Source organism: Streptomyces sp. NPDC045778 (assembly GCF_056431945.1).
Window position 1 is genome coordinate 173,421 of record NZ_JBWKJZ010000007.1, and the last position, 25,955, is coordinate 199,375.

Annotated in this window: 20 protein-coding genes; 13 read left to right on the forward strand and 7 right to left on the reverse strand. The window is 73.5% G+C overall.

The window, feature by feature from the left end; all coding sequences use genetic code 11:
- Positions 1 to 503 precede the first annotated feature (503 nt).
- From AC07GB_RS11715 to AC07GB_RS11745, 7 genes are all read left to right on the forward strand, one after another.
- Positions 504 to 2,552, forward strand: a complete 2,049-nt coding sequence (locus AC07GB_RS11715; protein WP_478844074.1) for a hypothetical protein — start codon at positions 504 to 506, stop codon at positions 2,550 to 2,552.
- 118 nt (positions 2,553 to 2,670) lie between these two features.
- Positions 2,671 to 4,215 (forward strand): GT4 family glycosyltransferase PelF, encoded by a 1,545-nt coding sequence (pelF, locus tag AC07GB_RS11720; RefSeq protein ID WP_478844076.1) that lies wholly within the window; start codon positions 2,671 to 2,673, stop codon positions 4,213 to 4,215.
- Positions 4,212 to 5,720 (forward strand): hypothetical protein, encoded by a 1,509-nt coding sequence (locus AC07GB_RS11725; RefSeq protein ID WP_478844078.1) that lies wholly within the window; start codon positions 4,212 to 4,214, stop codon positions 5,718 to 5,720. Before pelF ends, AC07GB_RS11725 begins: the two co-directional genes overlap by 4 nt.
- Positions 5,721 to 5,784: 64 nt before the next feature.
- On the forward strand, positions 5,785 to 6,786 hold the full coding sequence (locus AC07GB_RS11730; protein ID WP_478844080.1) for an SDR family NAD(P)-dependent oxidoreductase: 1,002 nt from the start codon (positions 5,785 to 5,787) through the stop codon (positions 6,784 to 6,786).
- Between the two features lie 38 nt (positions 6,787 to 6,824).
- On the forward strand, positions 6,825 to 7,538 hold the full coding sequence (locus AC07GB_RS11735) for a nucleotidyltransferase family protein (RefSeq protein WP_478844081.1): 714 nt from the start codon (positions 6,825 to 6,827) through the stop codon (positions 7,536 to 7,538).
- A gap of 3 nt (positions 7,539 to 7,541) precedes the next feature.
- Complete coding sequence (locus AC07GB_RS11740) at positions 7,542 to 8,462, forward strand: NAD-dependent epimerase/dehydratase family protein (protein ID WP_478844083.1); 921 nt, start codon at positions 7,542 to 7,544, stop codon at positions 8,460 to 8,462.
- A complete protein-coding gene (locus AC07GB_RS11745) occupies positions 8,459 to 9,130 on the forward strand; it encodes a spherulation-specific family 4 protein (protein ID WP_478844086.1) in 672 nt (223 codons plus the stop codon). Before AC07GB_RS11740 ends, AC07GB_RS11745 begins: the two co-directional genes overlap by 4 nt.
- A gap of 3 nt (positions 9,131 to 9,133) precedes the next feature.
- On the opposite strand, the gene hemE is transcribed toward AC07GB_RS11745, so the two are convergent.
- Positions 9,134 to 10,201: a uroporphyrinogen decarboxylase gene (hemE, locus tag AC07GB_RS11750; RefSeq protein WP_478844088.1), complete on the reverse strand. Its 1,068-nt coding sequence runs from the start codon at positions 10,199 to 10,201 to the stop codon at positions 9,134 to 9,136.
- A gap of 155 nt (positions 10,202 to 10,356) precedes the next feature.
- On the opposite strand from hemE, the gene AC07GB_RS11755 reads away from it, so the two are divergent.
- The 5 genes from AC07GB_RS11755 to AC07GB_RS11775 all read left to right on the forward strand — a co-directional run bounded on the left by AC07GB_RS11755 (position 10,357) and on the right by AC07GB_RS11775 (position 16,920).
- A complete protein-coding gene (locus tag AC07GB_RS11755; protein WP_478844090.1) occupies positions 10,357 to 11,016 on the forward strand; it encodes a DUF3000 domain-containing protein in 660 nt (219 codons plus the stop codon).
- A 286-nt stretch (positions 11,017 to 11,302) separates the two neighbouring features.
- Positions 11,303 to 11,965: a response regulator transcription factor gene (locus AC07GB_RS11760; protein ID WP_030687574.1), complete on the forward strand. Its 663-nt coding sequence runs from the start codon at positions 11,303 to 11,305 to the stop codon at positions 11,963 to 11,965.
- Positions 11,966 to 12,043: 78 nt separating this feature from the next.
- Complete coding sequence (locus AC07GB_RS11765; RefSeq protein ID WP_478844091.1) at positions 12,044 to 13,327, forward strand: HRDC domain-containing protein; 1,284 nt, start codon at positions 12,044 to 12,046, stop codon at positions 13,325 to 13,327.
- A gap of 237 nt (positions 13,328 to 13,564) precedes the next feature.
- Entirely contained in the window at positions 13,565 to 14,791 is a 1,227-nt protein-coding gene (locus AC07GB_RS11770) for a thiolase family protein (protein ID WP_478844093.1), read from the forward strand.
- Entirely contained in the window at positions 14,788 to 16,920 is a 2,133-nt protein-coding gene (locus AC07GB_RS11775) for a 3-hydroxyacyl-CoA dehydrogenase NAD-binding domain-containing protein (RefSeq protein WP_478844095.1), read from the forward strand. Before AC07GB_RS11770 ends, AC07GB_RS11775 begins: the two co-directional genes overlap by 4 nt.
- Before the next feature lie 62 nt (positions 16,921 to 16,982).
- Here the strand turns inward: AC07GB_RS11775 and AC07GB_RS11780 are convergent, their stop codons facing one another.
- A complete protein-coding gene (locus tag AC07GB_RS11780) occupies positions 16,983 to 18,017 on the reverse strand; it encodes a PLL family lectin (protein WP_478844304.1) in 1,035 nt (344 codons plus the stop codon).
- 117 nt (positions 18,018 to 18,134) lie between these two features.
- Here AC07GB_RS11780 and AC07GB_RS11785 point away from each other — a divergent pair, with 117 nt between their 5' ends.
- Positions 18,135 to 18,509: an NTP pyrophosphohydrolase gene (locus AC07GB_RS11785; protein ID WP_478844097.1), complete on the forward strand. Its 375-nt coding sequence runs from the start codon at positions 18,135 to 18,137 to the stop codon at positions 18,507 to 18,509.
- Positions 18,510 to 18,825: 316 nt separating this feature from the next.
- Here the strand turns inward: AC07GB_RS11785 and AC07GB_RS11790 are convergent, their stop codons facing one another.
- From AC07GB_RS11790 to AC07GB_RS11810, 5 genes are all read right to left on the reverse strand, one after another.
- The gene (locus AC07GB_RS11790) at positions 18,826 to 19,899 is read right to left on the reverse strand and encodes a C40 family peptidase (protein WP_478844099.1); all 1,074 of its coding nucleotides are present in this window, start codon (positions 19,897 to 19,899) and stop codon (positions 18,826 to 18,828) included.
- 26 nt (positions 19,900 to 19,925) lie between these two features.
- A complete protein-coding gene (locus AC07GB_RS11795; RefSeq protein ID WP_030682587.1) occupies positions 19,926 to 20,408 on the reverse strand; it encodes a poly-gamma-glutamate biosynthesis protein PgsC/CapC in 483 nt (160 codons plus the stop codon).
- Entirely contained in the window at positions 20,405 to 22,207 is a 1,803-nt protein-coding gene (gene pgsB, locus AC07GB_RS11800; protein ID WP_478844101.1) for a poly-gamma-glutamate synthase PgsB, read from the reverse strand. Before pgsB ends, AC07GB_RS11795 begins: the two co-directional genes overlap by 4 nt.
- A 6-nt stretch (positions 22,208 to 22,213) precedes the next feature.
- Complete coding sequence (locus AC07GB_RS11805) at positions 22,214 to 24,451, reverse strand: HAMP domain-containing protein (RefSeq protein WP_478844306.1); 2,238 nt, start codon at positions 24,449 to 24,451, stop codon at positions 22,214 to 22,216.
- Between the two features lie 288 nt (positions 24,452 to 24,739).
- On the reverse strand, positions 24,740 to 25,939 hold the full coding sequence (locus AC07GB_RS11810; protein ID WP_478844103.1) for a CapA family protein: 1,200 nt from the start codon (positions 25,937 to 25,939) through the stop codon (positions 24,740 to 24,742).
- Between the last annotated feature and the right edge of the window lie 16 nt (positions 25,940 to 25,955).

A 25,955-nucleotide genomic window follows, 5' to 3' on the forward strand; every position in this document is an offset into this window, starting at 1 on the left:
GGGCGCCCCCGCAAGGCCGCGCCGTGAGGCCGGAGGCGCTCTTCCCGCATCCCGGAACCCCCGCAGGTCAGCAGGCACTTTCCGGGATTCCGCCCGGCCTGCCGCGACCGTCCGGACGTGGCCGGTTCCCGCGCGAGCCACGGGAGCGCGGCCAACGCTGAACGCGCCCCGCGCACGCCCCTTACCTGCGGACGCCAACCACTTCGGCGGCGAGGCAGACCCGACCCCCGTGAGCGGCCACGGGCCCCCGGCGACCGGGCAGAGGCCACCACTCCGTCGAACCCCATCCTCCCCACGCGCTCCTTCACACACCACACGGTGGTTGCCCGCTCTTTTCCGCCAGATCTCACAGAATCGGCACACCACCCACAGCGGAGTCGCACCATGTGACGCGTCAGAGTGGCACGGACACGTACCGCGATCGGTGTGTGCGTGCCGTTGGGGGGCGGATCGCGCGGTCACCACACCGGCGCGAGCCGACCGCGGAGGGGACCACAACCAGAATGAATCGCACCGCACGGGCGGCGGCACTCGGGGCCGGCGCTCTGCTCATCGCGCTCTCGCTGCCCGCCCGGCCCGTGGCGGCCGCGGAGCAGCCCCGCATCGACCTACGCGTCCTGGTGGTGACCGACGGCGGCCCCGCGACCGCCGCGCTCGCCGCCGAACTCGACGCCCAGGGAACGCCGTTCACCGCCGTCGACCTGCGCGAGAGCGGTCGGCCGACGATCGACGCGGCCTTCCTCGCGGACACCGTGGACGGCAGGCCGCGCGCCAGGTTCCAGGCCGTCGTGCTGCCCGACGACAACCCGTTCGGCGCCGGCTCGGCCGAGTCGGCCGCGCTCGCCGCGTACGAGCGGACGTACGACATCCCGCAGGTGGACGCCTACACCTACGCCCGCCCTCAAGTGGGCCTGCGGACACCGGAGTACAGCGGTTCGCTCGACGGCGTCCGCGCCGAGGTCACCGCGGCGGGCAGGACGGGCCCGTTCGGCTATCTGGCGGGGGCCGTGCCGTTCGAGGACAACTCGCCCTCTGTGAGCGAGAGTTACGGCTACCTGGCGCGTCCTGCGCCGGGGGCCGACTTCACCCCGTACGTGGACGCGGCGGTCCCGGGCGGCTCGGGGCGCGGCTCGCTCGTCGGGGAGTACCGGCGCGACGGGCGGCGCGAGCTGGTGGTGACGTTCATCTACAACCAGCACCAGCGGCAGTTCAAGCTGCTCGCCCGGGGCGTGGTCGACTGGATGACGCGGGGCGTGCGCGTCGGCGCGTCCCGGAACTACTTCGCGGTGCACGTCGACGACGTCTTCGGCTCCGACGACCGCTGGGACCCGGACCTGAACTGCACCCCGGGCGACGTCGACTGCGAGCCCGGCCAGGGCCGGCAGGACGGCATCCGGATGACCCCCGAGGACGCCGAGTACGCGGCCGAGTGGTCCGAGCGGCGGGGCCTGCCGCTGGACATGGCCTACAACGGCGGCGGCAGCGAGCTGTACCGCGAGGAGAACGACGGCGAGGACCCGCTCGCCGACCACCTCGTCGAGGACAGCGGCTCCTTCCGCTGGGTCAACCACACCTACGACCACCCGTTCCTCGGCTGCCAGCAGGACGTCTCCAAGGTGCCCTGGAGCTGCGCGAAGAACGGGGACGGCAGTACGAAGTACGTGTCGCGGACCGAGATCGACGACCAGATATCCCGCAACCGCGCCTGGGGCGGGCGCGCCCGGCTTCCGCTGGACGACGGCGAGCTGGTGACCGGCGAGCACTCGGGCCTGCGCGTCCTGCCGCAACAGCCCGACGACAACCCGAACCTGGCCCCCGCGCTGCGCGACAACGACGTGCGCTGGCTCGGCTCGGACAACTCCCGCGAGCCCGCCCAGCGCCAGGCAGGGCCCGCCCTGACGGTGCCGCGCCACCCCATGAACGTCTTCTACAACGCGGGCCGCGTCGAGGAGCAGGTGGACGAGTACAACTGGATCTACACCCGCACGTCCGACGGCGGCAGCGGCCTGTGCGAGAACTCACCGGTCATGACCTGTCTGGACGAGCCGCTCGACACCGAGACCGGGTACGAGGACCACATCGTGCCGGTGGAGTCCGCCACCGCGCTCGGCCACGCCCTGTCGGGTGATCCGCGGCCGCACTTCATCCACCAGTCCAACCTCGCCGAGGACCGCATCGCCTACCCCGTCCTCGACCAGGTGCTCGACACCTACGACGCGCTGTACGCGAAGTCCGCGCCGCTGGTGAACCCGCGCATGGCCGACATCGGGGCCGAGCTGCGCTCCCGCGCGGCCTGGGACGCGGCCCTGGACGCCGGGCACGTCACGGCGTACCGCATCGGTGACACGGTGACCGTCCAGGCGCCCGAGGGGGTCGCCGCGACCGCCACCATGCCCACCGGGACGCGGCGGCAACTCGGCGGCGGCAGCGACACGTTCGGCACGCCGTACGCGGGCAGATCCTCCGGCTGGGTCTCCCCCGGGCCGCTCCAGGACAAGGTGACCCTGACGCTGCCGACCACGCCTCCCGCGGGCCGGGCGGCCGGCCGCTGAGCACCACGGGGCTCAGCGGGGCCCCGCCCCTCACGCACCAAGGCGACACGGCGCGCCCCCCACCCGCCCCGGCGCGCCGCCGCCCGCCACCCGCGACATCACTCGGGGAGCCGCACCCATGCCCACACCGTCCGCGACGGTGCCGTTACCCGCACCCCCGCCCGGCACGCCCGGGCGCACCCGCGTCACGCTGCTGACCGAGGGCACCTACCCCCACAGCCACGGCGGCGTCAGCGTCTGGTGCGACCAGCTGGTGCGGGGGATGCCCGATGTCGACTTCGGCGTGCTCGCGGTGACCGGCACCGGGCGCGAGCCCCTCGCCTGGGAGCTGCCGCCGCACGTGGCCCAGCCGGTCTGTCTGCCCATGTGGGGCCCCGCCCCGGCCGGGCGCGCCCCGCGGGGCCGGGCGCGGCGTGACCTCCTCGCCCACTACGAGGCCCTCCTCACCGCCCTGCTCGACCCCACCGCCGGGAGCGCCTTCGCCCCGGCTCTGTACGCCCTGGCCGGGTACGCCCGGGACGGCGCCCTCTCCCCGGCGCTGCGCGGCGACGGCGCGGTCGGCGTGCTCGCCGCGGTGTGGCGCGCGCCGGGCCTCGCGGTGGCCGCGGCGCGGCCCACCCTGCACGACGCCGTCACCGCGACCCACCTGCTCGAACACGCCCTGCGGCCGCTCGCTGCGCGCCCGCCGGAGCACGGCGTGGCACACGCGGTGAGCGGCGGCATCGCGGTGCTGCCCGGCCTGATGGCCCGTCACCTGCACGGCGTGCCCCTGCTGTTGACCGAGCACGGCGTGTATCTGCGCGAGCGCTACCTGGGCTACCGCACGGGCCCCTACCGCTGGCCGGTGAAGGCGGTCCTGCTCGGCTTCTTCCGGCTGCTCGCCGAGGAGTCGTACCGCGGCGCGTCCCTGATCACGCCCGGCAACCGCTACAACCGGCTCTGGGAGGAGCGCGGCGGCGCCGACCCGGCGCTGATCCGCACCGTCTACAACGGCGTGGACCCCGAGGCGTTCCCGCCCGCCGGCCCCGAGCCGCCCACGCCCACCCTCAGCTGGGCCGGGCGGGTGGACCCGATCAAGGACCTGGAGACGCTGATCCGCTCCTTCGCCCTGGTCAAGGAGCGGGTACCGGACGCCCGGCTGCGCCTGTTCGGCGGCACCCCGCGCGGCGGCGAGGCCTACCGGGAGCGCTGCGCGGCCCTGGCGGCCGCGCTCGGCCACGCGGACTCGGTGGCCTTCGAGGGCCGTGTGGAGTACATCAGGGACGCCTACGCCGCGGGCAACGTGGTGATGCTGTCCAGCATCAGCGAGGGCTTCCCCTTCACCCTCATCGAGGCCATGTCGTGCGGCCGCGCCACGGTCTCCACCGACGTCGGCGGCGTCCGCGAGGCCGTGGGCCCGGCAGGGCTCGTGGTGCCGCCGCGCGCCCCGGAGGCCATGGCGGACGCGGCCGTGGAGCTGCTCTCGGACCCGGGGCGCCGTGCCGCGATGGGCGCGGCGGCCCGGCTCCGCGTCATCGAGCAGTTCACGCTGCGGCAGACCGTGGAGGCGTTCCGGGAGATCTACCACGAGCTGGCGGCGGGCCCCGCGCCCCGTGCCGGTGGACCGCCCGGCGCGGCGGGCCCCGCCGCCTACGGCCTCGCCGGAAGCGAGGCGGCCGGATGAGCGGACCCCTGGCCCTGCCACCCCACCAGGACGGCGTCGACGGGCTCGCCCTGCGCCGCCGCCCGTCCTGGGCGCTGCCCGACCACGCCCCCGGCGCCGCGCCCGGCCGCCCGCGCCCCTCCTGGGCCAGGGCCGACCCCGCGCCCGCGCCCGCGGCACGGCGGCGCCTGACGTCCTGCCCCGCCGCCACGGGCGGCCCCTCCGGGTCCCCGCCCCGCCCCGCGGGCCTGCGCCCCGCGCGCCCCGACGACCCCGTCGACGCGCTCGCGGCCGAGCTGGCCGACGACATCGGGGCCGCCGTGCACGCCGACGAGGTCGCCGCGGTCCTGGAGTCGCAGGGCATGACCGGCGAGCGGGTCCAGCAGGAGTACGGCCACCGCGACCTGTTCGCGCTCGCCGACGCCCTGTACCTGCGGGTGCCGCGCCGCCACCCCGACCCGCCGCCGCCACCCGACCCGTGGCGGCCCGACCACGCGAAGTGCGCCCTGCGCGCCCTGCTCTTCGCGCTGCCCGGCGCGGCCTACCTCCTCGCGTCCGGCGCCTGGGGCGACGCGGGCCCGCACGGCCTGATCGCCGCCGCCCTCGTGTCCTGGGCCTGGTCGCAGGCGCTCAGCCACCGGGCGTACGTACGCCTCGTGACGGGGCGTCATGAGGCGGCGCGCACCCTGCTGCGGGGCGCTCCGCCCGGGGTCGGGGGCGCGGCCCTCGCCGGGCTCGCCGTGGCCGGGCCCGGGCCCGCCGCCGTGTTCGCCGCCGGGCAGTCCTGCTATCTGGCGGCGGCGGGCGTGCTCCTCGTGCTCGGCCACGAACGCCGGCTCGCCGTCGCGCTGCTGCCCGTCGTGGCGGGCGCGGCCGTGCTGCCCTGGGGGCACCCGCCGCCGGCCGTCGGCCTGGGCCTGCCGGTGCTCACCGTGCTGCTCTCGACGGGCGCGGCCGGGCTCGCCCTGCGGACCGCCCTGGCCACCGCCCCGGCGCCCGGGGCCCCGCCGCCCCTGGTCCGCTCGCTGCCCTACGGCCTGTTCGGGCTCGCCGCCGGGACCCTCACGACGGCCGCGGGCCTTGAGGACCCGTACGCCGTCATCGTGCTCACCCTCAGCATGGGCCCCGCCGAGTGGCTGCTCTACCGCTTCCGGGGGCTCGCGGCAGGCGCGCTGCGGGCCTCCACCACCCCGCTCGGCTTCCGGCTGCGCGCCGCCCGCGCGCTCGGCCTGTGCGTCGCCGCCTATCTGGCGTCCCTCGGCGCGGGCCTCCCGCTGACCGACACCCCGCCGGGCCCGCTGCTCGCCCTGGGCGCGGCCCTGTGGACGGCGCTGCTGCTCCAGGCCTTCGGCGTGGCCTGGCCGTCCGCCGCGCTCTGCCTGGGCGCGGCAGCCGCGGCCACGGCGCTCCCCCGTCTGTCGGACCTGCCCGCGGACACGGCCCAGCTCGCGGGCTGTACGGCGGCGGCGCTCGCCCTGTTCGCCGCCGCCGTACGCCTCCTGGGCAGCCCCACCGCCCACGGCTGAACAGCGCATCGCGTACCGCACACCCCGCACGCCCCGTCACGTCCACGACCGCCAGGAGACCCGCATGACGTCCGCACCGCTCGCCGTCGTCACCGGAGCCGAGGGTTTCATCGGCTCCCACCTCACGGAGGCGCTCGTCGCCTCGGGCCACCGCGTGCGCGCGCTGGTCCAGTACAACTCCTTCTCGTCGTACGGCTGGCTGGAGACGCTGCCCGCCGACGTGCTCGCCGACGTCGAGACCGTCCTGGGCGACGTGCGCGACCCCGGCTCGGTCCACGCCCTGGTCACCGACGCCGAGATCGTCTACCACCTGGCCGCGCTGATCGCGATCCCGTACTCGTACCGGGCCCCGCACTCGTACGTCGACACGAACGTCACCGGCACCCTCAACGTCCTGGAGGCCGTCCGGCACGCCGAGGTCCCGCGCCTGGTGCACACCTCCACCAGCGAGACGTACGGCACCGCGCTGACCGTGCCGATCACCGAGGACCACCCCATCAACACCCAGTCGCCGTACGCCGCTTCGAAGGCGGGCGGCGACCGGCTCGCCGACAGCTACTACGCGAGCTTCGCCACGCCCGTGGTGACGCTCAGGCCGTTCAACACCTACGGCCCGCGCCAGTCCATGCGCGCCGTCATCCCCACGGTGATCGGCCAGGTCGCGGCCGGGGAGCGCGCCGTCACGCTCGGCGATCTGCGGCCCACCCGGGACTTCACGTTCGTCGAGGACACCGTCCGCGCCTTCCTCGCCGTCGGCACCGCGCCCGCCGACGCCGTGCTCGGCCGCACCTTCAACTCCGGCACCGGCGGCGAGATCTCCGTCGGCGACCTGGTGCGGCTCATCGGCAAGGTGATGGACACCGCCCTCGACGTGCGGGAGGACGAACAGCGCGTGCGCCCCGCCGCGTCGGAGGTGATGCGCCTGGTCGCGGACGCCACCCGGCTGCGTGAGGCCACCGGCTGGAGCCCGCGGTACGGCCTGGAGGAAGGCCTCGCCCGGACCGTCGCGTTCTTCCTCGACCCCGCCAACCTGGCCCGCTACAAGACGGACACGTACAACATCTGACGCTCCATCATCGCCGACTCACAGACAGGAGCACCCCCATGCACGCAGTCATCCTCGCCGGAGGCAAGGGCGTCAGGCTCCGGCCGTACACCACCGCGCTGCCCAAGCCGCTGGTCCCCATCGGCGACCAGCACGCGATCCTGGAGATCGTCCTGCGCCAGCTCGCCGCGGCCGGCTTCACCAGCTGCACCCTCGCCATCGGCCACCTCGGCCACATCATCCGCGCCTACGTCGGCGACGGCTCGCGCTGGAACCTGCGCGTCGGCTACTCCACCGAGGAGAGCCCGCTCGGCACCATGGGCCCGCTGCTCACCATGAAGGACCGCCTCCCCGAGCACTTCCTGGTCATGAACGGCGACATCCTCACCGACCTCGACTTCGCGGACGTCCTGCGCGGACACCAGGACGCGCGGGCCCCGCTGACCATCGCGACCTACCCGCGCGAGGTGCACATCGACTTCGGCGTCCTGACCACCGAGGAGCGGCGCGTGGTCGCGTTCACCGAGAAGCCGAGCGTGGACTACCGCGTCTCCATGGGCGTGTACGGCGTCTGCCGGGACACGCTCGCGCCGTACACGCCGGGCCTGCCGCTCGGCTTCGACGAGCTGGTCCTGGACCTGCTGAAGTCCGGGAACCCGCCGCACGCCTACGAGTTCGAAGGGTACTGGCTGGACATCGGCCGCCCCGACGACTACGACCGCGCCAACGCCGAGTTCACCACGCACCGCTCCCTGCTGCTCAAGGGGGCCTGAGCGATGCGGATCCTCGTCCTGGGCGCGACCGGCTACCTGGGCGCGCACCTCACCGCGCGGCTGCGCGCGCTGCCCGGCGCGCGGCTGCGCACCGCGGGCCGCGGCCGGGCCGCGGACCTGCGCTGCGACCTGGCCACGGCCGCCCCCGGCGACCTCGTGGAGCTGCTCGCGCGGGCCGCGCCCGACGCGGTCGTGAACTGCGCGGGCGCGGTCGGCGGCACCGCCCTGACCCTCGCGGAGGTCAACGCCCGCGGCCCGGCGGCGCTGTGCGAGGCGCTGCGCGCGGCGGCGCCCGGGGCCCGCCTGGTCCACCTGGGCTCCGCCGCCGAGTACGGGCCCCAGCCGCGCGGCGCGCGCACCGCCGAGGACGACCCGGCCCACCCGGTCGCGCCCTACGGCGCCACCAAGCTGGCGGGCACCCTCGCGGTGACGTCGTCGGGGCTCGACGCGGTGGTCCTGCGTGTGACGAACCCGGTCGGCCCCGGCGCGCCCGCGGCGGGCCTGCCGGGCCGGCTCACCGCCGAACTGCGGCGCGCCGTCGGCGAGTCGCCGCACGGCACCGTCCGCGTGGGGGACCTGTCCGCGTTCCGGGACTTCGTCGACGTCCGGGACGTCGCGCGGGCGGTGGACCTTGCGGTGACCGCGCCGGGCCCGGTGCCCCGCCTGCTCAACGTCGGCAGCGGCCGGGCCGCGCCGGTGCGCGACCTGGTGCACGGACTGGTGCGGGCGGCGGGCTTCCAGGGCCGCGTCGAGGAGTCGCTGCCCGCCGTGGGCCGCTCCGCGGCGGTGCCCTGGCAGTGCGCGGACGTCACAGCCGCCGGCCGGGAGCTGGGCTGGGGCCCTCGGTACTCCCTCGCCGCCGCGCTCGCCGCGCTGTGGGCGGCCGACGGCGCCGGGGCACGCGTCCCCGCGGACCGCCGATGAGCCCGCTGCTCGTCCCGCTGTACGTCCATCCGGCCGTGGCCCCCGCGGCCTGGCGGGCGCTCGTGGCGGCCGCGCCCCACCTGTACGGCGTCGTGCTCAACGCCGCCGACGGGCCGGGCGCGGCCCCCGACCCGGCGTTCGCCGTCGCCGCGCACGCGCTGCGGTCGGCGGGGGTGCCGGTGCTCGGGTACGTCGACGCGGCCTACGGCGAGCGCCCGGCCGCCGCGGTCGCCGCCGATCTGGACCGGCACCTCGACTTCTACCGGGTCGACGGCTGCTTCCTCGACCGGATCGCGGCGGGGCGCCGCGAGCTGCGCCCCTGCCGGCGCCTGGTCCGGCGTGCGCGCGAGCGCGGGCTCGGCCCCGTGGTCCTGAACCCGGGCACGCATCCGGAGACCCCGGGCTATGCGCGGGCCGCGGACCTGCTGGTCACCTTCGAGGGGCACTGGACGACGTACCTGCGCTCGTTCAGCGCCCCGCCGTGGACGGCGCGGCACTCCCCCGACCGGTTCTGCCACCTCGTGTACGGGGTGCCGCCCGCCCTGGCCCGCCTCGCGGCGCGCACGGCGGCGCGGCGCGGGGCGGGGGTGCACTGCGCGGTGCCGGGCGCGGGCTCCAACCCCTGGAGGGAACCGCCGCTGCCGCAGGTCCCCGGCCGCCGGATGTGAGGGTCAGACGGCCGTGCGCGTGTGCACGTACTCCACGAGGCGGGTCAGCGCGTCCGGGTCGGTGGTCGGCAGCACGCCGTGGCCCAGGTTGAAGACGTGGCCCTCGAGCCCGGCCGCCGCCGCGAGCACCTCGTCGGTCTTGGTCTCGACGGCCTCGCGGGGGGCGAAGAGCACGGCGGGGTCGAGGTTGCCCTGGAGCGCCTTGCCGGGGCCCACGCGGCGGGCGGCCTCGTCGAGCGGCACGCGCCAGTCGACGCCGACGACATCGGCCCCGGCCTCGCCGAGCAGGCCGAGGAGTTCGCCGGTGCCGACGCCGAAGTGGATGCGCGGCACGCCGTACGACGCCACGGCGTCGAAGACCTTCCGCGACGCGGGCATGACCGAGCGGCGGTAGTCGGCGGGCGCGAGGGCGCCCACCCAGGAGTCGAAGAGCTGCACGGCGGAGGCGCCCGCCTCGATCTGCACCTTGAGGAAGGCGCTGGTGATCTCCGCGAGCCGGTCGAGCAGGTCGGCCCACAGCTGCGGGTCGCCGTACATGAGCGCCTTGGTGTGCTCGTGGTTACGGCTCGGTCCGCCCTCCACGAGGTAGCTCGCGAGGGTGAACGGCGCACCGGCGAACCCGATGAGCGGGGTGCCACCCAGCTCGCCGGTGAGCAGGCCGATGGCCTCGGTCACGTACGAGACGTCGTCCGGGGTGAGGTCGCGCAGCTGTGCGAGATCGGCGCGCGAGCGGATCGGCCGCTCCACGACGGGCCCGACGCCCGGCTTGATGTCGAGGTCGACGCCGATGGCCTTCAGCGGGACGACGATGTCGCTGAAGTAGATGGCGGCGTCGACGCCGTGGCGGCGCACCGGCTGCAAGGTGATCTCGGTGACGAGGTCGGGCCGCATGCAGGACTCCAGCATGGCCGTGCCCTCACGGACCTTGCGGTACTCGGGCAGGGAGCGCCCGGCCTGCCGCATGAACCACACGGGCGTGTGCGGCACCGCCTCGCGCCGGCACGCCTTGAGGAAGGCGGAGTCGTACGTCGCTGCGGGCTGCTGGCCGGTGGCCTCGTCGTTGACAGTCACCGGGAAAGTCTCGCACGGCCCCGGCCGCGGCGAGAAAGCCCGTCGGTGTTCGACGGCGGGCGCGGGCCGCGGGGCGGCCCGGCGCGGGCGGGACACCTCGCCGCGCGTCGGCGGGGTGACTGCGCGAAGCCGCCGTTCCCCTTAATCTTCCCCGCATGGCTGCGGCTCAGGGACAACGGTCGGACGGCGCTGGCGAGATGGACGGAGCGCAGGGGGTGGTGGCGGACACGGCGCCGCCGCCGTTTCGCGCGGCGGTCGACGCCCTGCGGGAGGCACGGCTGCGGCCGCAGGTCGAGATCGACCCGACACGGCCACCGCGGCGGCTCGCGCCGTTCGCGTACGCCTTGGAGGCGGCGGTCGTCGAGGAGGACGAGGACCTGGCGGACGGGCGCCTGGTGCTGCTGCACGACCCGGCGGGGCACGAGGCCTGGAAGGGCACCTTCCGCCTGGTGACCCTGGTGCGGGCGGAGCTGGAGCCGGAGATGGCCGCCGATCCGCTGCTTCCCGAGGTGTGCTGGTCGTGGCTGACCGGGGCGCTCCAGGCGCGCGGGCTCTCCTGCGGGGAGCCGAGCGGGACGGTCACGCGTGCGGGGTCGCACTACTTCGGCGGGCTCGCGGAGCGGCCGCCCGCCTCGCAGATCGAGATCCGCGCCTCGTGGACGCCGCGGGAGGGCGCGGGGGGCGTGCCGGACGCGGGGGCGCATCTCGCGGCGTGGTGCGATCTGCTGTGCCAGATCGCGGGGCTGCCCCCTGCGGGGCCCGCGGACGGCTCGGTGGTCACGCTGCCGCAGCGCCGGGGCCCGCGCCCGAGCTGAGCCCGCGCGGGCGGCGGCGGGGCGTCACTCGCGACGACGGCCGGTCCGTCGCACGGGTTGGGGGCGCGTGCGCCCGCTTGACGCGCCGGGCGCGCCATACGCCCAGGTGAATCGTCGGATGATCGATCGCATGTCCGAATCGCCCCGAATTGTTACTCACCAAATCGTGATCATCCCCTAAAGGCCGGGACAGGAGGTGCCGAAGAGGTCTGTGACCTTGAAACATACGGTTCGCCCCGGCTTCTTCCCCGAGCAGGGCCGTCCCGCCGCCACCCCAGGAGGCCTGGTGTCCGTTCTCCTCGAGCAGCCCGCAAGCCTGGTCGCCTACCGCCCGAACAAGCCGACCGCCATGGTCGTCGTGGCCGACCCCCGTGTCCGCTCCACCGTGACCCGCCACCTGTGGGCCCTCGGGGTACGGGACGTCATCGAGGCCTCGTCGATCGCGGAGGCTCGTCCCCGCATCGGCAACCCCCGTGACATCTGTGTCGCGGACGTCCACCTTCCCGACGGCTCCGGCCTGACCCTCCTGTCCGAGACCCGCGCCGCGGGCTGGCCCAACGGGCTCGCCCTGTCCGCCGCCGACGACATCGGCGCCGTACGCAACGCCCTCGCGGGCGGCGTGAAGGGGTACGTCGTCACCGGCACCCGCACCAACGTCGGGCTCCCCACCCGTCCCGGTGCCGCCCCCATCGGCTCCGCCGCCGCCCGCATGCACCGCCGCCCCCCGGGCGCCCCGAGCCACCCGGGCGGCTACCGCGAGCTGTCGGGCCGTGAGGTCGAGGTCCTGCGGCTCGTCGCCGAGGGCCAGTCGAACAAGGCCATCGGCGTCTCCATGGGCCTGTCCGCCCTGACCGTGAAGAGCCATCTCGCCCGCATCGCCCGCAAGCTCGGCACCGGAGACCGGGCCGGAATGGTAGCGGTGGCCCTTCGCACCGGAATCATCCACTGACTGATTTACACCCCCTGCGCGCCCGTCGACGTAACGTTCCGTCGACGGGCGCCGTCCGTTCACAGATACCCTTGACAGGTGACCGACGCCCAAGAGACCGCAGCAGACAGCTCACTGCGAACCACCGGAGGCGCTCCTCCGGACGAAGGCGTCACAGGCGTCTTTGTCGACGGGACTCCCACACCCCTGCTCGAACCACGCGACGGCATCCCGCCCGTGGTGGCGGACCCGGACGCGCTCGCGCAGGTCATCGCGGCATTTGCCGCTGGTACGGGACCGGTGGCCGTGGACGCCGAGCGCGCCTCCGGCTACCGCTACGGCCAGCGCGCCTACCTCGTCCAGATGCGCCGCGAAGGCGCGGGCACCGCGCTGATCGACCCCGTCGCCTGCCCCGATCTGTCCGCACTCGGCGACGCCCTCGCCGACACCGAATGGGTGCTCCACGCAGCCACCCAGGACCTCCCGTGCCTGCGGGAAATAGGCATGATCCCGTCGCTCATCTTCGACACGGAGCTGGCGGGCCGTCTCGCCGGATTCCCGCGCGTCGGACTCGGCGCGATGGTGGAGAGCGTCCTCGGCTACGTCCTGGAGAAGGGCCACTCCGCCGTGGACTGGTCGACGCGCCCGCTGCCCGAGCCCTGGCTGCGGTACGCCGCCCTGGACGTGGAGCTGCTCGTCGACCTGCGCGACGCCCTGGAGAAGGAGCTGGACCGCCAGGGCAAGCTCGACTGGGCCCGCGAGGAGTTCGACGCCATCGCCGCCGCGCCGCCCGCGCCGCCCCGCAAGGACCCCTGGCGGCGCACCTCCGGCATGCACAAGGTGCGGCGCCGCCGTCAGATGGCCGTCGTACGGGAGCTGTGGACGGCCCGCGACCGGATCGCGCAGCGCCGTGACGTCTCGCCCGGCAAGGTGCTCAGCGACGGCGCCATCGTCGAGGCCGCCCTCGCCCTGCCGTCGGGCGTACACGCCCTGACCGCGCTGCCCGGCTTCGGGCACCGCATGGGGCGCCGCCAGCTCGAACAGTGGCAGGCCGCGGTGGAGCGGGCCAAGGCGCTGCCCGAGGCGGAGCTGCCGCAGCCCGGTCAGGCCGTGACCGGGCCGCCGCCGCCCCGCTCCTGGGCGGACCGGGACCCCGCCGCCGCGGCACGGCTGTCCGCCGCGCGGGCCGCCGTCTCGGAGCTGGCGGAGCGGCTGGCCATGCCGCAGGAGAATCTGATCACTCCGGACACGGTGCGGCGCGTGTGCTGGGAGCCGCCCGCGCAGGTGACCGTCGAGACCGTCTCCGCGGCCCTCGCCGCCCACGGCGCCCGCCCCTGGCAGATCGCCCAGGTGGCCCCGGCCCTGGCCGCCGCGCTGGCCTAGCCGCCTCTCCTCCCACCCGCCCGCCCGCCCGCCGTGGGCCGTCGTCCCGCGGGGCGGGCGGGCCCGGCCAGAGGCCCCGCCCGGACGGTGCGCGGGGCCCGGGCGCAAGGTTCAGGCCAGGGGGGCCACATGTGACATGGGCCTCCCCGGGACCACCCTTGGCCTACTAGTTACCGGTAAGTAGCATGACCCCAGGAAGCGCGCCGCAGGCGCACCGCACCCTGGAGGAGAGCCATCGTGCCTCGTACCGTCAGGGACGTCGTCTTCGTCGACGGCGTCCGCACCCCGTTCGGCAAGGCGGGCCCGAAGGGCATCTACCACGAGACCCGCGCCGATGACATGATCGTCAAGGCGATCCGGGAGCTGCTTCGCCGCAACCCGGCTCTCGACCCGGCCAAGATCGACGAGGTCGCCGTCGCCGCGACCACGCAGATCGGCGACCAGGGCCTCACCATCGGCCGCACCGCCGGAATCCTCGCCGGCCTGCCGCAGTCCGTGCCGGGCTACTCGGTCGACCGCATGTGCGCGGGCGCCCTGACGGCCGTCACCACGACCGCGGGCTCCATCGCCTTCGGCGCGTACGACGCGGTGATCGCCGGTGGTGTCGAGCACATGGGCCGCCACCCGATGGGCGAGGGCGTCGACCCGAACCCGCGGTTCGTGAGCGAGAAGCTGGTCGACGAGTCCGCCCTGTTCATGGGCATGACCGCCGAGAACCTGCACGACCGCTACCCCTCCATCACCAAGCTGCGCGCCGACGAATACGCCGTGCGCTCGCAGGAGAAGGCCGCCAAGGCCTACGCCAACGGCAAGATCCAGCAGGACCTGGTGCCGATCTCCGTCCGGAACACCAACGCCGAGGTGGGCGAGACCGGCTGGGGCCTGGCCACCCAGGACGAGCCGATGCGGCCCGGCACCACCCTGGAGAACCTCGCCGGGCTGAAGACGCCGTTCCGTACGCACGGCCGCGTCACCGCGGGCAACGCCGCGGGGCTCAACGACGGTGCCACCGCCGCGATCATCGCCTCCGAGGACTTCGCCCGCGAGAACGGCCTGCCGGTCAAGATGCGGCTCGTGTCCTACGCGTTCGCCGGCGTGGAGCCCGAGGTCATGGGCTACGGTCCGATCCCGGCCACCGAGAAGGCCCTCGCCCAGGCCGGGCTCGGCATCGGTGACATCGGCCTGTTCGAGATCAACGAGGCCTTCGCCGTCCAGGTGCTCGCCTTCCTTGAGCACTACGGCATCGCCGACGACGACGCGCGCGTCAACCAGTACGGCGGCGCCATCGCCTTCGGCCACCCGCTGGCCTCCTCCGGTGTCCGGCTGATGACACAGCTCGCGCGGCAGTTCGAGGAGCAGCCGGAGGTCCGCTACGGCCTCACCACCATGTGCGTCGGCTTCGGCATGGGCGCGACGGTCATCTGGGAGAACCCGCACCACAAGGACGCCGGAGGCGACAAGTGAGCACCACCACCGCTGAGCTGTTGAAGGGTGCCGCCGAGCTGTTCCCGGACGAGGTCGTCACGCAGGCGCACGTACGCCATCTCGACCTGCCGTCCGGCGCCGGGCGCTTCGCGCTGATCACCCTCGACAACGGCTTCGACCACACCAAGCCGACCACCTTCGGCCCGCAGTCGCTCGCGCACCTGAACGCCGCGATCGACCAGGTCGAGAAGGAGGCCGCCGAGGGCACGATCGTCGGCGTCGGTATCACCGGCAAGCCGTTCATCTTCGCCGTCGGCGCCGACCTCAAGGGCGTCGAGCTGCTCAAGCGGCACGAGGACGCGCTGGCCATCGGCAAGGGCGGCCACGACGTCTTCAAGCGCCTGTCCGCGCTCGCCGTACCGACGTTCGCGTACTACAACGGCGCCGCCATGGGCGGTGGCGTCGAGGTCGGCCTGCACTGCACCTACCGCACGGTGTCGAAGGCGCTGCCCGCCTTCTCGCTGCCCGAGGTCTTCCTCGGTCTCGTGCCGGGCTGGGGCGGCTGCACGCTCCTTCCGAACCTGATCGGTGCGGACCGGGCGGTTTCGGTCATCATCGAGAACTCGTTGAACCAGAACAAGCAGCTCAAGGGCCAGCAGGTCTTCGACCTCGGCATCGCCGACGCGCTGTTCGAGGGCGCCGACTTCCTGGAGCAGTCCCTGCTGTGGACGGCCTCCGTCCTCAAGGGCGACGTCGAGGTGGCCCGCGGCGAGGTCGAGCGCGGCGAGGCCTGGGACGCGGCGGTCGCGCGCGGCCGCGCCATCGCCGACTCCAAGGTGCACGGCGCGGCCCCGGCCGCCTACCGCGCCCTGGAGATCATCGCCGCCGCGAAGGGCGGCGACGCCCAGAAGGGCTTCGACGCCGAGGACACCGCGCTCGCCGACCTCATCATGGGCGGCGAACTGCGCTCCGGCATCTACGCCTTCAACCTGGTGCAGAAGCGCGCCAAGCGCCCCGCGGGCGCGCCGGACAAGAACCTGGCCCGCCCGGTCACCAAGGTGGGCGTCGTCGGCGCCGGCCTGATGGCCTCGCAGCTGGCCCTGCTCTTCCTGCGCCGCCTGGAGGTGCCGGTCGTCCTGACCGACATCGACCAGGAGCGCGTCGACAAGGGCGTCGGATACGTCCACGCCGAGATCGACAAGCTGCTCGGCAAGGGCCGCATCAACCAGGACAAGGCCAACCGCCTCAAGGCCCTGGTGACCGGTGTCCTGGACAAGGCCGAGGGCTTCTCGGACGCCGACTTCGTCATCGAGGCCGTCTTCGAGGAGATCGGCGTCAAGCAGCAGGTGTTCGCGGAGGTCGAGGCGGTCGCCCCGGCGCACGCGATCCTCGCCACCAACACCTCCTCGCTCTCGGTGACCGAGATGGCGTCGAAGTTGAAGCACCCCGAGCGGGTCGTCGGCTTCCACTTCTTCAACCCGGTCGCGATCCTGCCGCTCCTGGAGATCGTGCGCGGCGAGCGGACCGACGACGCATCGCTGGCCACGGCCTTCGGTGTCGCCAAGAAGCTGAAGAAGACCGCGGTCCTGGTGAAGGACGCCCCGGCGTTCGTCGTGAACCGCATCCTCACCCGCTTCATGGGCGAGATCCAGAACGTCATCGACGAGGGCACCCCGGTCGAGGTCGCCGAGAAGGCCGTGGAGCCCCTCGGTCTGCCGATGTCCCCGCTCGTGCTCCTGGAGCTGGTCGGCCCGGCCATCGGCCTGCACGTCTCCGAGACGCTGAACCGCGCCTTCCCGGACCGCTTCACGGTCTCCCCGAACCTGAAGGCGGTCGTGGAGGCGGGCAAGCGCGGCTTCTACGTCTACGACAGCGGGAAGCCGGAGCTGGACCCGGAGGTCGCGGCGCTGTTGAAGCAGGGCGACACGGTCCTCACCGAGGAGCAGGTCCGCGACCGCGTCCTGGCCGCGGTCGCCCAGGAGATCGGCCTCATGCTGGACGAGGGCGTCGTCGCCGAGGCGCAGGACATCGACCTGTGCCTGATCACCGGCGCGGGCTGGCCCTTCCACCTGGGCGGCGTCACGCCGTACCTGGACCGCGAGGGCGTCAGCGAGCGCGTGAACGGCAAGCGGTTCCTGGAGCAGGGGATCGCGAGCGTCCCCGCGTAACGAGGACACCGGAAAGGGGCCCGGTCCGCCAGTCGGCGGGCCGGGCCCCTTTCCGTACTCCTTCAGCGGCCGGAGAGCGGCTGCTCCCACGCCTTGAGGGCGAGGCCCGGCTCGTCCTTGCGGTAGGTCAGGCGCAGGTCGTCGGTGCCCGGGACGAAGGTCGCGGCGAGCACGCGGCCCGTGGCGTCCGCGCCGAGCGCGAGCCGCGCGTCCACCGGAAGGGCGGGGCCCGACTCGGCCCACCAGGCGCCCGCCGACTCCAGCTCGGTCGGGTACGCGGCGAAGGCGACGCGGCCGCTGTCCGCGCGCTGGGCGAGCAACGTGCAGTCGTAGCCGTCGAGTTCGCACCGCGCGGCGACGACCGGGCCGGGGCCCGCGGCGGGCAGCAGCCGCGCGGGCTCCTCGTCCCCGCGCCAGGCGCACACGTGGCCCTCCTGGTCCGTGAAGAAGAGGGTGGTGTGCTCGGCGGAGGTGGCGAGCGCGCGCAAGGTGCCCGGGCGGGCACGGACTGCGAGCGGCTCGTCCATGACGGGCACCTTGCCCGGGCCGCTCTGGCGCCAGCGCAGGATCGTGTCCGGCGTGCTCGCGTACGCCACGACGCGTCCCGACTCGGCGGTCACGACGGCGAGTTCGCCCTGGACGCCCTGGCCCTTGAGGTCGCGCCAGGGCCCCCAGCCGCCCGCCTGCTTCTGTCCGCGCATGCTCACTCCGCCGCCCCTGTTGGGTACGAAGACGTGGGCGCGGCCCTCGGCGTCGACGGTGACGGCGGGGGTGCCGGTGCGGTCGCCCTTCTTGTTCGGGTGGCCGAGGGGGTTCCAGTCCAGGGCGGCGAGGTGCGGCTGGAAGTGCGTGGAGTGCACCAGGCCGGACTCGCCCGGGACGGTGGGGCGCCACGCGACCAGGTGGGCGTAGGCGTCGGCGCCCTGGGAGACGGCGAGCACCGGGTGCACGCGCTGGTCGCCGCCGACGACGCGGGGGGCCGTCCAGGGGCCGCCGGGGACGCGCTCGGTGCGGCACACGACGGTGGTGCCGTCCGGGCCGAAGGCGTACACGCAGAGCCGGCCGTCGCGTCCGCGGACGAGCCAGTCGCCGTTCACGGCCGATGAGGTGGGGGCTGGGGGCATGCGGCTTCCGGGGCGAGGGGCGGGTGCGGTGAAACCCACTCTAATGGGCGGGGGCCCTGGTGCCGCACCCGGGCGTGCGACCCTTGCCGCATGGAGAGAGTGACCCTGGTGGTCGACGCCGCGAACGTGGTCGGGTCCGTGCCGGACGGCTGGTGGCGGGACCGCAAGGGGGCGGCGGAGCGGTTGCGGGACCGGCTCGTGCCCTGTGCCGAGGGCGGCGTGGACGGGGTGCCCGGGCCTCTCGACGTGGTGCTCGTGGTGGAGGGGCAGGCCCGTGGGGTCGCCTCCGTGCCCGGGGTGCGGGTCGACTCCGCGCCCGCGAGCGGGGACGACCGCATCGTGGAGCTGGTCGCCGAGGCGGCGGGCCCCTGCGTCGTCGTCACCGCCGACCGGGGCCTGCGCGCCCGCGTCCACGCCCACGGCGCCACCTGCGTCGGGCCCCGCACGGTCCGCCCGGCCTCTTAGGCCCGCCACGCGGCTGCCCCGGCACCTGGCGCTGTGCCCACCCGTCCCGCCCAGCGGGACGATTGCCCACAGCGGGGGGCGGCGGCTGCCGCCGTCGACGCGGGCCGCACTGCGCGCCGCCGGGGCAGTCCCGCCCACCCGCCCCCACCTGGGACCGGGGTGCAGGGGAAGGGCACCACCCGCAAGCGCTCCGCGTCGGGGCCCGGCCCGCGAAGCCGGGGAGTTCCGGGTGGGCGGGTGGGAAAGACCGCCGCGGTAGCGGCGGGGCGGGCACGGCGCGGTAGCGCCCCGGTCCATGCCCGGTCCAGCGCCGCCGCTACAGCCGCTTCGCGCTGCGCAGGGTCGAGGCGTAGTACCCGTTGCCGTCCAGGCGCGACGTGCCGCCCTTGTCGCCGATCGTCGGGCCGTTGACCTCTTCCCGGCTGGAGATGAAGATCTTGTGGCCGTCCGCGTCGTGGCCGAGGAAGATCCCGACGTGGTCGAGCCGCTGCTTCGTACGGGCGTCGAGCTTGAAGAAGACCAGGTCGCCGGGCTGGATGACGTCGATGGTCTTGGGGCGGTCGGCCGCGGAGACCCCCTTGAGCTTGATGACCTCCGTGCCGATCTTCCCGCGGGCCATGCCGTTGGCCGTGCGGGGCAGGCCGTCGCCCGCGGTGTCGGAGGACATCAGCGGGTAGCGCGCGCGGTAGCCGAAGACGGTGCGGATGAAGCCGGAGCAGTCCATGGCGCGGGCCCGCTTGGCCTCGGGCTGGATGGTGGTGCCGTCCCGGAAGGTGTAGGGGATGCCGAGGTAGTCGTAGAAGTCGGACTGCTCCTCGCGCAGGTCGTTGCCCTCGCTGCCGTTGGGGTTCAGCGGCCCGAAGTTGGCGTCACCGCGGTAGGCGATGCCCTCGTCGTCCTTCTTGACGGGGGCGCCCTCGACGTACTGGAAGGCCATGGCGAAGATGTCGTCCTCTTCGCTGCCCGCGTACTGTTTGTACCAGTCCTTGAACCACTTCTCCTTCTCCGCGCCCTTGCGCCACACCTCCGGCATCAGCCGGACCCAGTCGTCGGTGACGACCCGGGACTTGGTGTTGGCGGGCTCGGTGAAGGTGCGGCTCGGCCCGGTGAGCGTGGCGGAGCGGGCCCCGTCGGTGAAGGTGGCGAGCACCTTGCCGCCCTCGGTGCGCAGCACGGAGCGGTCGGGGTTGCGCAGCCGCTCCCAGGTCTGCTTGCCGCCCTGCGCCGAGGCGCCGTTGCTGAGACGGCCGGGCGTGTCGGTGACGGCCTGGACCTCGGGCGCCTTGTCCTGTTCGTCCTTGCGCAGTTCGACGGTCAGGAAGGCACTGCCCGCGAGCAGGGCGAGCACGGTCGCGGCGTGGAGGGCGGGACGCTTCTTCTTGGGCGGCATGTGTGGCTCCGGAAGTCAGGCCGAGGTCAGGCGGACGGCATGAAGCCGAGGAGAATCCCGGCGGTGAGGACGACGTAGGCCATGAGCGTCACCGAGCCCGTGGCGAGCAGGGTGGGGCCCTTGGGCTGGCGCACGAGCTGGTAGGCGATCAGGCCCGGCACGATGAAGCCGAGGGTCTGGTTGCTGTACATCAGCGGGAACTCGATCGAGAGCACGATCATCACGGTGGCCTGGAGCACCACACCGGTCAGGACGACCGCGGCGAACAGACGCTTGCCGTACAGGATGATGAAGCGCTGCATGAGCAGGGTGCAGACGTACGTGAGGACGGTGACGCCCACCACCATGGCGGCGCGCTGAAGGTCCTCGACGAGGGTCAGGGCGAGCCAGCCCGGGGTGATCATGCCGCCGGGCGAGAGGTTGGTCGTCAGATAGCAGACCAGGGAGAAGAGCAGCCCGAGCGCGATCCCGATCGCGGCGATCTCGGGGGTGAGGACGGAGGGGATCAACGGGGCTCTCCTGGGCTGTGCCACTGCTGCGTGTCGTCGGCGGCGGGGGAAACGGGCGGGACGCGCGGCTCGAACAGGCCGCGGGGCTCAGAGGGCTGAGGGGGCTCGGGCGCGTGCGGCACCTGCTGGTGCGGATACGCCTCGTACGGGGCGGGCTCGTAGGAAGCGGGCTCGTACGCGGCCTCCTGGCCGTAGCGCTCCTGCGGCGCGTAGGCGTCCTGCGGCGCATGGCCCTGGTGGCCCTGCGCCGCGTACGCGTCGTACTGCTGGTGCTGGTGCTGGTGCTGGTCGTAGCTCTGCTGCCCGTACTGCGCCTGCTGTCCGTGCTGGGCGTACTGCTGCTGGTCGTAGCCCTGGTGCTGCTCGTACTGCTGCTCGTACTGCTGCTCGTACTGCTGCTGGTACGCCCCGTACGGCTGCTGCTCCGCGGTGCGCTGGGCGGGCACGTGCACGGGCACGGCCGGCGTGAGCTGCTGGTGGGCGTAGCGGTTCTCGTACGCCTCCGGGTAGTGCTGGTACGGGTCGATGTGCGGCTCGTACATCGGGGTCGGCTGGGTCCGCTCCACGACGCCCTCGGCGGTCTTCGCCGCGGCCGGGGCGGGCGCGGGGTCCTCGCTCTCGTCGGCGGGGAGTTCGGCGAGGTGCTCCAGGAGCACCTCGCCCTGGCCGTGGATGTTGCCGATGGCGACGAGCGAGGAGTCCTGGCCGAGCTGGCCGAGCAGCTGGCCCATGAACTCCTCGGGGTCGCGCCGGTCGCCGCCGAGGTCGACGGCGCGCGAGCGCCACTCGGCGGGGATGGCGTCGATGGCGCTCTTGGCGGGGTGGCCGATGACGAAGACCTTCTCCGGCTGGAGGTCGGGGATGATCTCGCCCATCTGGCCGTTGCGCTCGACGCGGTCGGGGCGGCAGTTGATGACGACGTTCAGCGGGCGGTGGATCGCGCCGAGGTCGAGCAGCTGGTTGATGTTCATCAGCGTCGACTCGGGGTCGTTGGCCGCGAAGACGTTGGCGAAGCGGAGCTTCTTGGCGTCCTCGGTGACGTACCGCTCGACGGAGAGGACACCGGGGTCCGGCGGGGCGTCGTACATGCCCTGGAGGGCGACCTCGCGGCCGACGCCGAGGAGTTCGGCGACCTTGAGCGCGATCGCCACGTTCTCCTTGAAGGTGAACCAGCTGAAGCCGCGCAGCTCGTCGTCGGTGACCGTCTCGGGGTCGGCGTAGATCAGCTCGCAGTTCCGGGCGTCGGCCTCCTCCTTGAGGATGTCGAAGCGGTCCTTCTCCGCGGTGACGCAGATGCCGTTCTCCGGCATCGAGCGGGACAGGGAGCGCGCCACGTCGTCGAGGGTGGGGCCCATCTCGGCGAGGTGGTCCTCACGGACGTTGCAGAGCACGCCGATGGTGGAGCGGATCAGCTTGGACTGGTTGATCTCCTGGAGCGCGGGCATGACCGCCATGCACTCGATGACCAGGGCGTCCGGGTTGTACGCCGCCGCGCGGCGCACGATGCCGATCTGCTCCACGACGTTGGCGATGCCGAACTTGCGGTAGACCGGCTCCTCGGTGGCGTCCGGGTGGATGAACCGGGCGGCCGTACCGGTGGTCTTCGCGACGGTGGTCAGGTCGCCGCCGCGCAGCGCGCCCGCGCACAGGCGGGTGATGGAACTCTTGCCGCGGATGCCGTTGACCAGCACCCGCGTCGGTATGTGCTCCAGGTTCGTGAAGTGCCGCCGCTGCTCGATCACCCCGGCGACCAGCAGGACGGCGCAGCACACCACGAGGACGGTGAAGAGGAAGTACACGGCGGTTCAGTTCCTTCCGGCGAGCGGCGCCGACACGCCGTCCCGCTTGCGCTGCGCGCCCGTGGGCAGCTGCTGCCTGATGAGTTCCAGGCTGCGGGTGACGGCGCCGACCTCGTCGTGGTGGACCGGGTACAGGACGGTCTTGCGGTCGCCGTCGGCCAGTGCCTCCGCCTGGTCAGCGAGCTTGCGCAGCGGCCGTACGACGACGATGTGCAGCCAGCCGAGGCAGGCCGCGGCCGCGGTGACGCCGAGCATGCCCGCGAGGACCGTGCGGTTCTGCAACGTGTACGCGGGGATGGGCAGCTTGGACGCGGGCTGCCAGCTGACCACGGTCCAGCCGAGCGACTTGGCGGCGCCGCCGCCGACGAACGGGGCCGCGGCCGCGATCTGGATGTCGCCGCCGTCGCGGTAGAGCACACCGCTGGGCCGGGGGCTGAGGCCGACCTTCTGGCTGGTGCCCTCGACGAGCGCGTCGAGGCGCCCGCTGGGCAGGCCCTCGAACTCGAAGTAGCCGGTGTTGCCGCCGATGACCTTGCGGTCCTTGTCGACGACGCGGACCGCGCCGAGGCCGGGGCGCTTGAGCAGCGAGTTGAGGAAGTCGATGCGGAACTCGCCCACGACGGCGGCGCCGTCGCGGCCGGGCACCTCGGCGGTGCCGATGATCACCGGCTCCTTGCCGCCGTCGTCGAGCACCCGGATGGCCTCGTCGGACGGCTCCTTGCCGGAGGGGCTGCGCGGGTCCTGGCCGGCCTTCGACAGGACCTTGCCGTCCTTGTCGAGGACGTACAGGGAGCGGTAGCGGCTGTGCTGGTTCAGGGTGCTCTCGAGGACCCTGCCCATGTCGTCGGGCTCGGTGCGGGCGCCGATGAGGGAGGCCACCGAGGTGAGGTCGGCGTGGCCCTCGTTGAGGGCGCGGCGGACCCGGTCGGTGAGGGTGTCGGTGCGCTCGCGCTGGTCGTTGACGAGCTGCTGCGGCACCTGGACGTCGTCCCCGGCGCGGTTGAGCAGGAGCAGCAGGGGCGCCGACCAGACGAGCAGGAGCACGCCGCAGACCGCGATGAGGGTGCGGCTGCCGAACTTGCGGCGGCGCGTGGGGGTCTCGCTCGCCGCCGCGGGCTCGCCGAGCAGCTGGCGCCGCAGCCGTTCGAGGGCGGCGCCGATGCGGGCGGCCTCGCCGGACTTGGGCACGGTCACCGGGCGGTTCAGGTCGCCGCGGGTCAGGCGGCGGCTCTCCAGGAAGAGCCGGATCAGCGGGCGCTGCACGGTGCGCAGGAGCAGGAAGACCGTGACGCCGCCGATGAGCAGCAGGGCGCCCGCGGCGATCAGGCCGAAAGCGGAGCTGTCGGCCCGGTCCTCGTCCTCGGCGACGGGCTGCATGGCGACGACGCTGAGGCCGAGCCGGGTCGCCACGGTCTGCTCGCCCGGCTCGGGGGCGGCGAGGGTGGCGTAGCCGGCGACGGACCGCTCGCTGAGGAAGCTGTCGCCGATCAGATAGCCGCTGACTCCCTTGTAGCCGCCGGAGCCGGGCTCCTTGACCGACAGGGGGTGCAGGCGCGACTTCTTCGCGGCGGCCTTGGCGAAGGCCTTGAGCTGCTTGTTGGACTGCTTGACCTCCTTGCGCTGGAGGTCGGTGAGCACCTGCTCGGGCTCCGGGATGCCGTCGGTGCTCAGGACGTTGCCGTCCTGGCCGACGACGGCGATGGCGCGGAAGTTGCCGAGGCTGATGCCGGGGAAGCGCAGGCTGGTGGAGGCCACGAGCAGCTGCTGCGGCTGGCCCTTCCAGCTGAGCACCGCGAAGGCGAGGAGGCGGGTCTCGCCGTTCTCCAGGCGGACCATGCGCGGCTGGAGGCCGTCGTCGTCCTTGAGCTTGGAGCGGTCGATGGCGGCCAGCGGCACGTTCTCGCCGCGGGCGGCGAGCAGCTTGCCGGACCGGATCTCGACGACGGCGGTGCCCATCCACTTCTGGTAGACGCTGCCGATCTTGTCGAGGACGGCGTCGGCGGGCACCGGGTCGCCGGCGCTGAACAGGCCCGCGGTGCGGGTCAGGTCGGTGACGGACTCGTCGATGGAGGCGCGCAGGGCGATGGCGCCGTCCTCGGCGAAGTGCTGCTGGGACTGCTTGACGGCCTTCGGCACCGCGTCCTGACCCACGCGGCCGAGGGTCAGGGCGGTGACACCCGCCAGGGCGAGGAGCAGGACCGACAGCACGGCGATCGGCGGGCGTATGCCGCCGATGAGTGACATGTCGGTCCTTCGGCGGACCTTGTGCCGCCGCTTCGTGGGCGAAGCGGCCAAGGGGGTGCTCCTCTCCTGGAGTGACACGTTCGTGACACTGAGTACGGAATCAACGCGGTGGGCGCACGGCGGCGCTCGGGCGCACGCGAGTGCGATCGGAAGGTCTTGACCCGTCAGGGACGGGAATGGATGTACGGGGATGGCGAGATGTGACCTACGTCAAAGATCACTTCATCACCGCCCCGCGGGCAACCGTGCCGTTGTGACCTGGAGTTACTCCGGGCTTCACGGAATGTTTCAGTCCGGCAGGTCCTCCAGGGCCGACAGGCCGTCCTGGCCGGCTCCGCGGTTGAGAAGCGTGCCCTGGGTGCGCTCGAAGGCGAGTCGGTAGCGCGAGCGCCGCTCCTTGCTGAGGTCCTTACCGTCACGCAGCGTGGCGGCGACGTCGAGCAGGCGGTGGTCCTTCACGGCGCCCTTGGGCAGTTCCCCGGTCTCGTCCGGGTCCGGCGGGATCTCCGTGAAGGTGGGCACGTACTTCGCGTCGACGTTCCACTTGTCGCCGCGCTTGCTGAAGGTGAACCAGCCGATGGCGCCCTCCTCGGTCAGTCCGCTGGGCACGTCGTGCCGGGCGACCTGGTTGCCGAGTCCGTACGCGATCCAGGTGTCGCCGATCTTCTCCATCGGCTGGACCACGTGCGCGTGGTGGCCGATGACCAGGTTGATCCCGGTCTCCTCCGCGATGCGGCGGGCGAGCTTGATCTGCGGGGTGCTGGCGTTGGGCTGGTTCTCGCGGCCCCAGTGGATGCTGAGGATCACCACGTCGGCGCCGGCGGCGCGGGTGGCCTTCTCGGCCGCCGCGATCTTGTCGAAGTCGTTCTGGTTGACGATCCAGGGCTTGTCCTTGGGCACCTCGCGGCCGTTGAAGCCGAAGGCGAAGGCGATCTGGCCGACCTTGACGCCCTTGACCGTGGTGATCAGCGGCTTCTTCGCCTCGGCCGCGCTGCGCGCCGAGCCGGTGTGCTTCAGGCCCGCCTTGTCGAGCGCGTTCAGGGTGCGCGTGACGCCCTTGGGGCCGTGGTCGAGGGTGTGGTTGGACACACTGGAGCACTGGTCGTAGCCGACGCCCTTGACCGCCGTGGTGATCTGCGGCGGCACCAGGAAGTCCGGGTAGCTCTGGAAGGGCCCCTCCGGCTTGCTCACGACCGGCTCGAAATGGCAGATCCCGAGGTCGGCCTTGCTGATGACGGGCTTGATCCCGGCGAGCATCGGCCCGAAGTCGATGCCCTTCTCCCCCTTGCCGGTCACCTTGGCGTCCTTGCGGGCCTGCTCGGTGAGTTGAGGGTGGATGAGGATGTCGCCCGCGGCCGCGACGGTGAACGAGGGGCCGCCGTCGGAGGCCTTGTCGTCATCGCCGCCGAAGGGGCCGCACGCGGTGCCCGCCAGAAGGGCGAGCGAGGCTGCGCAGGTCGTTATTAGCCTGCGGGAGGGACGTGTCATCACGAGGATATCTTTA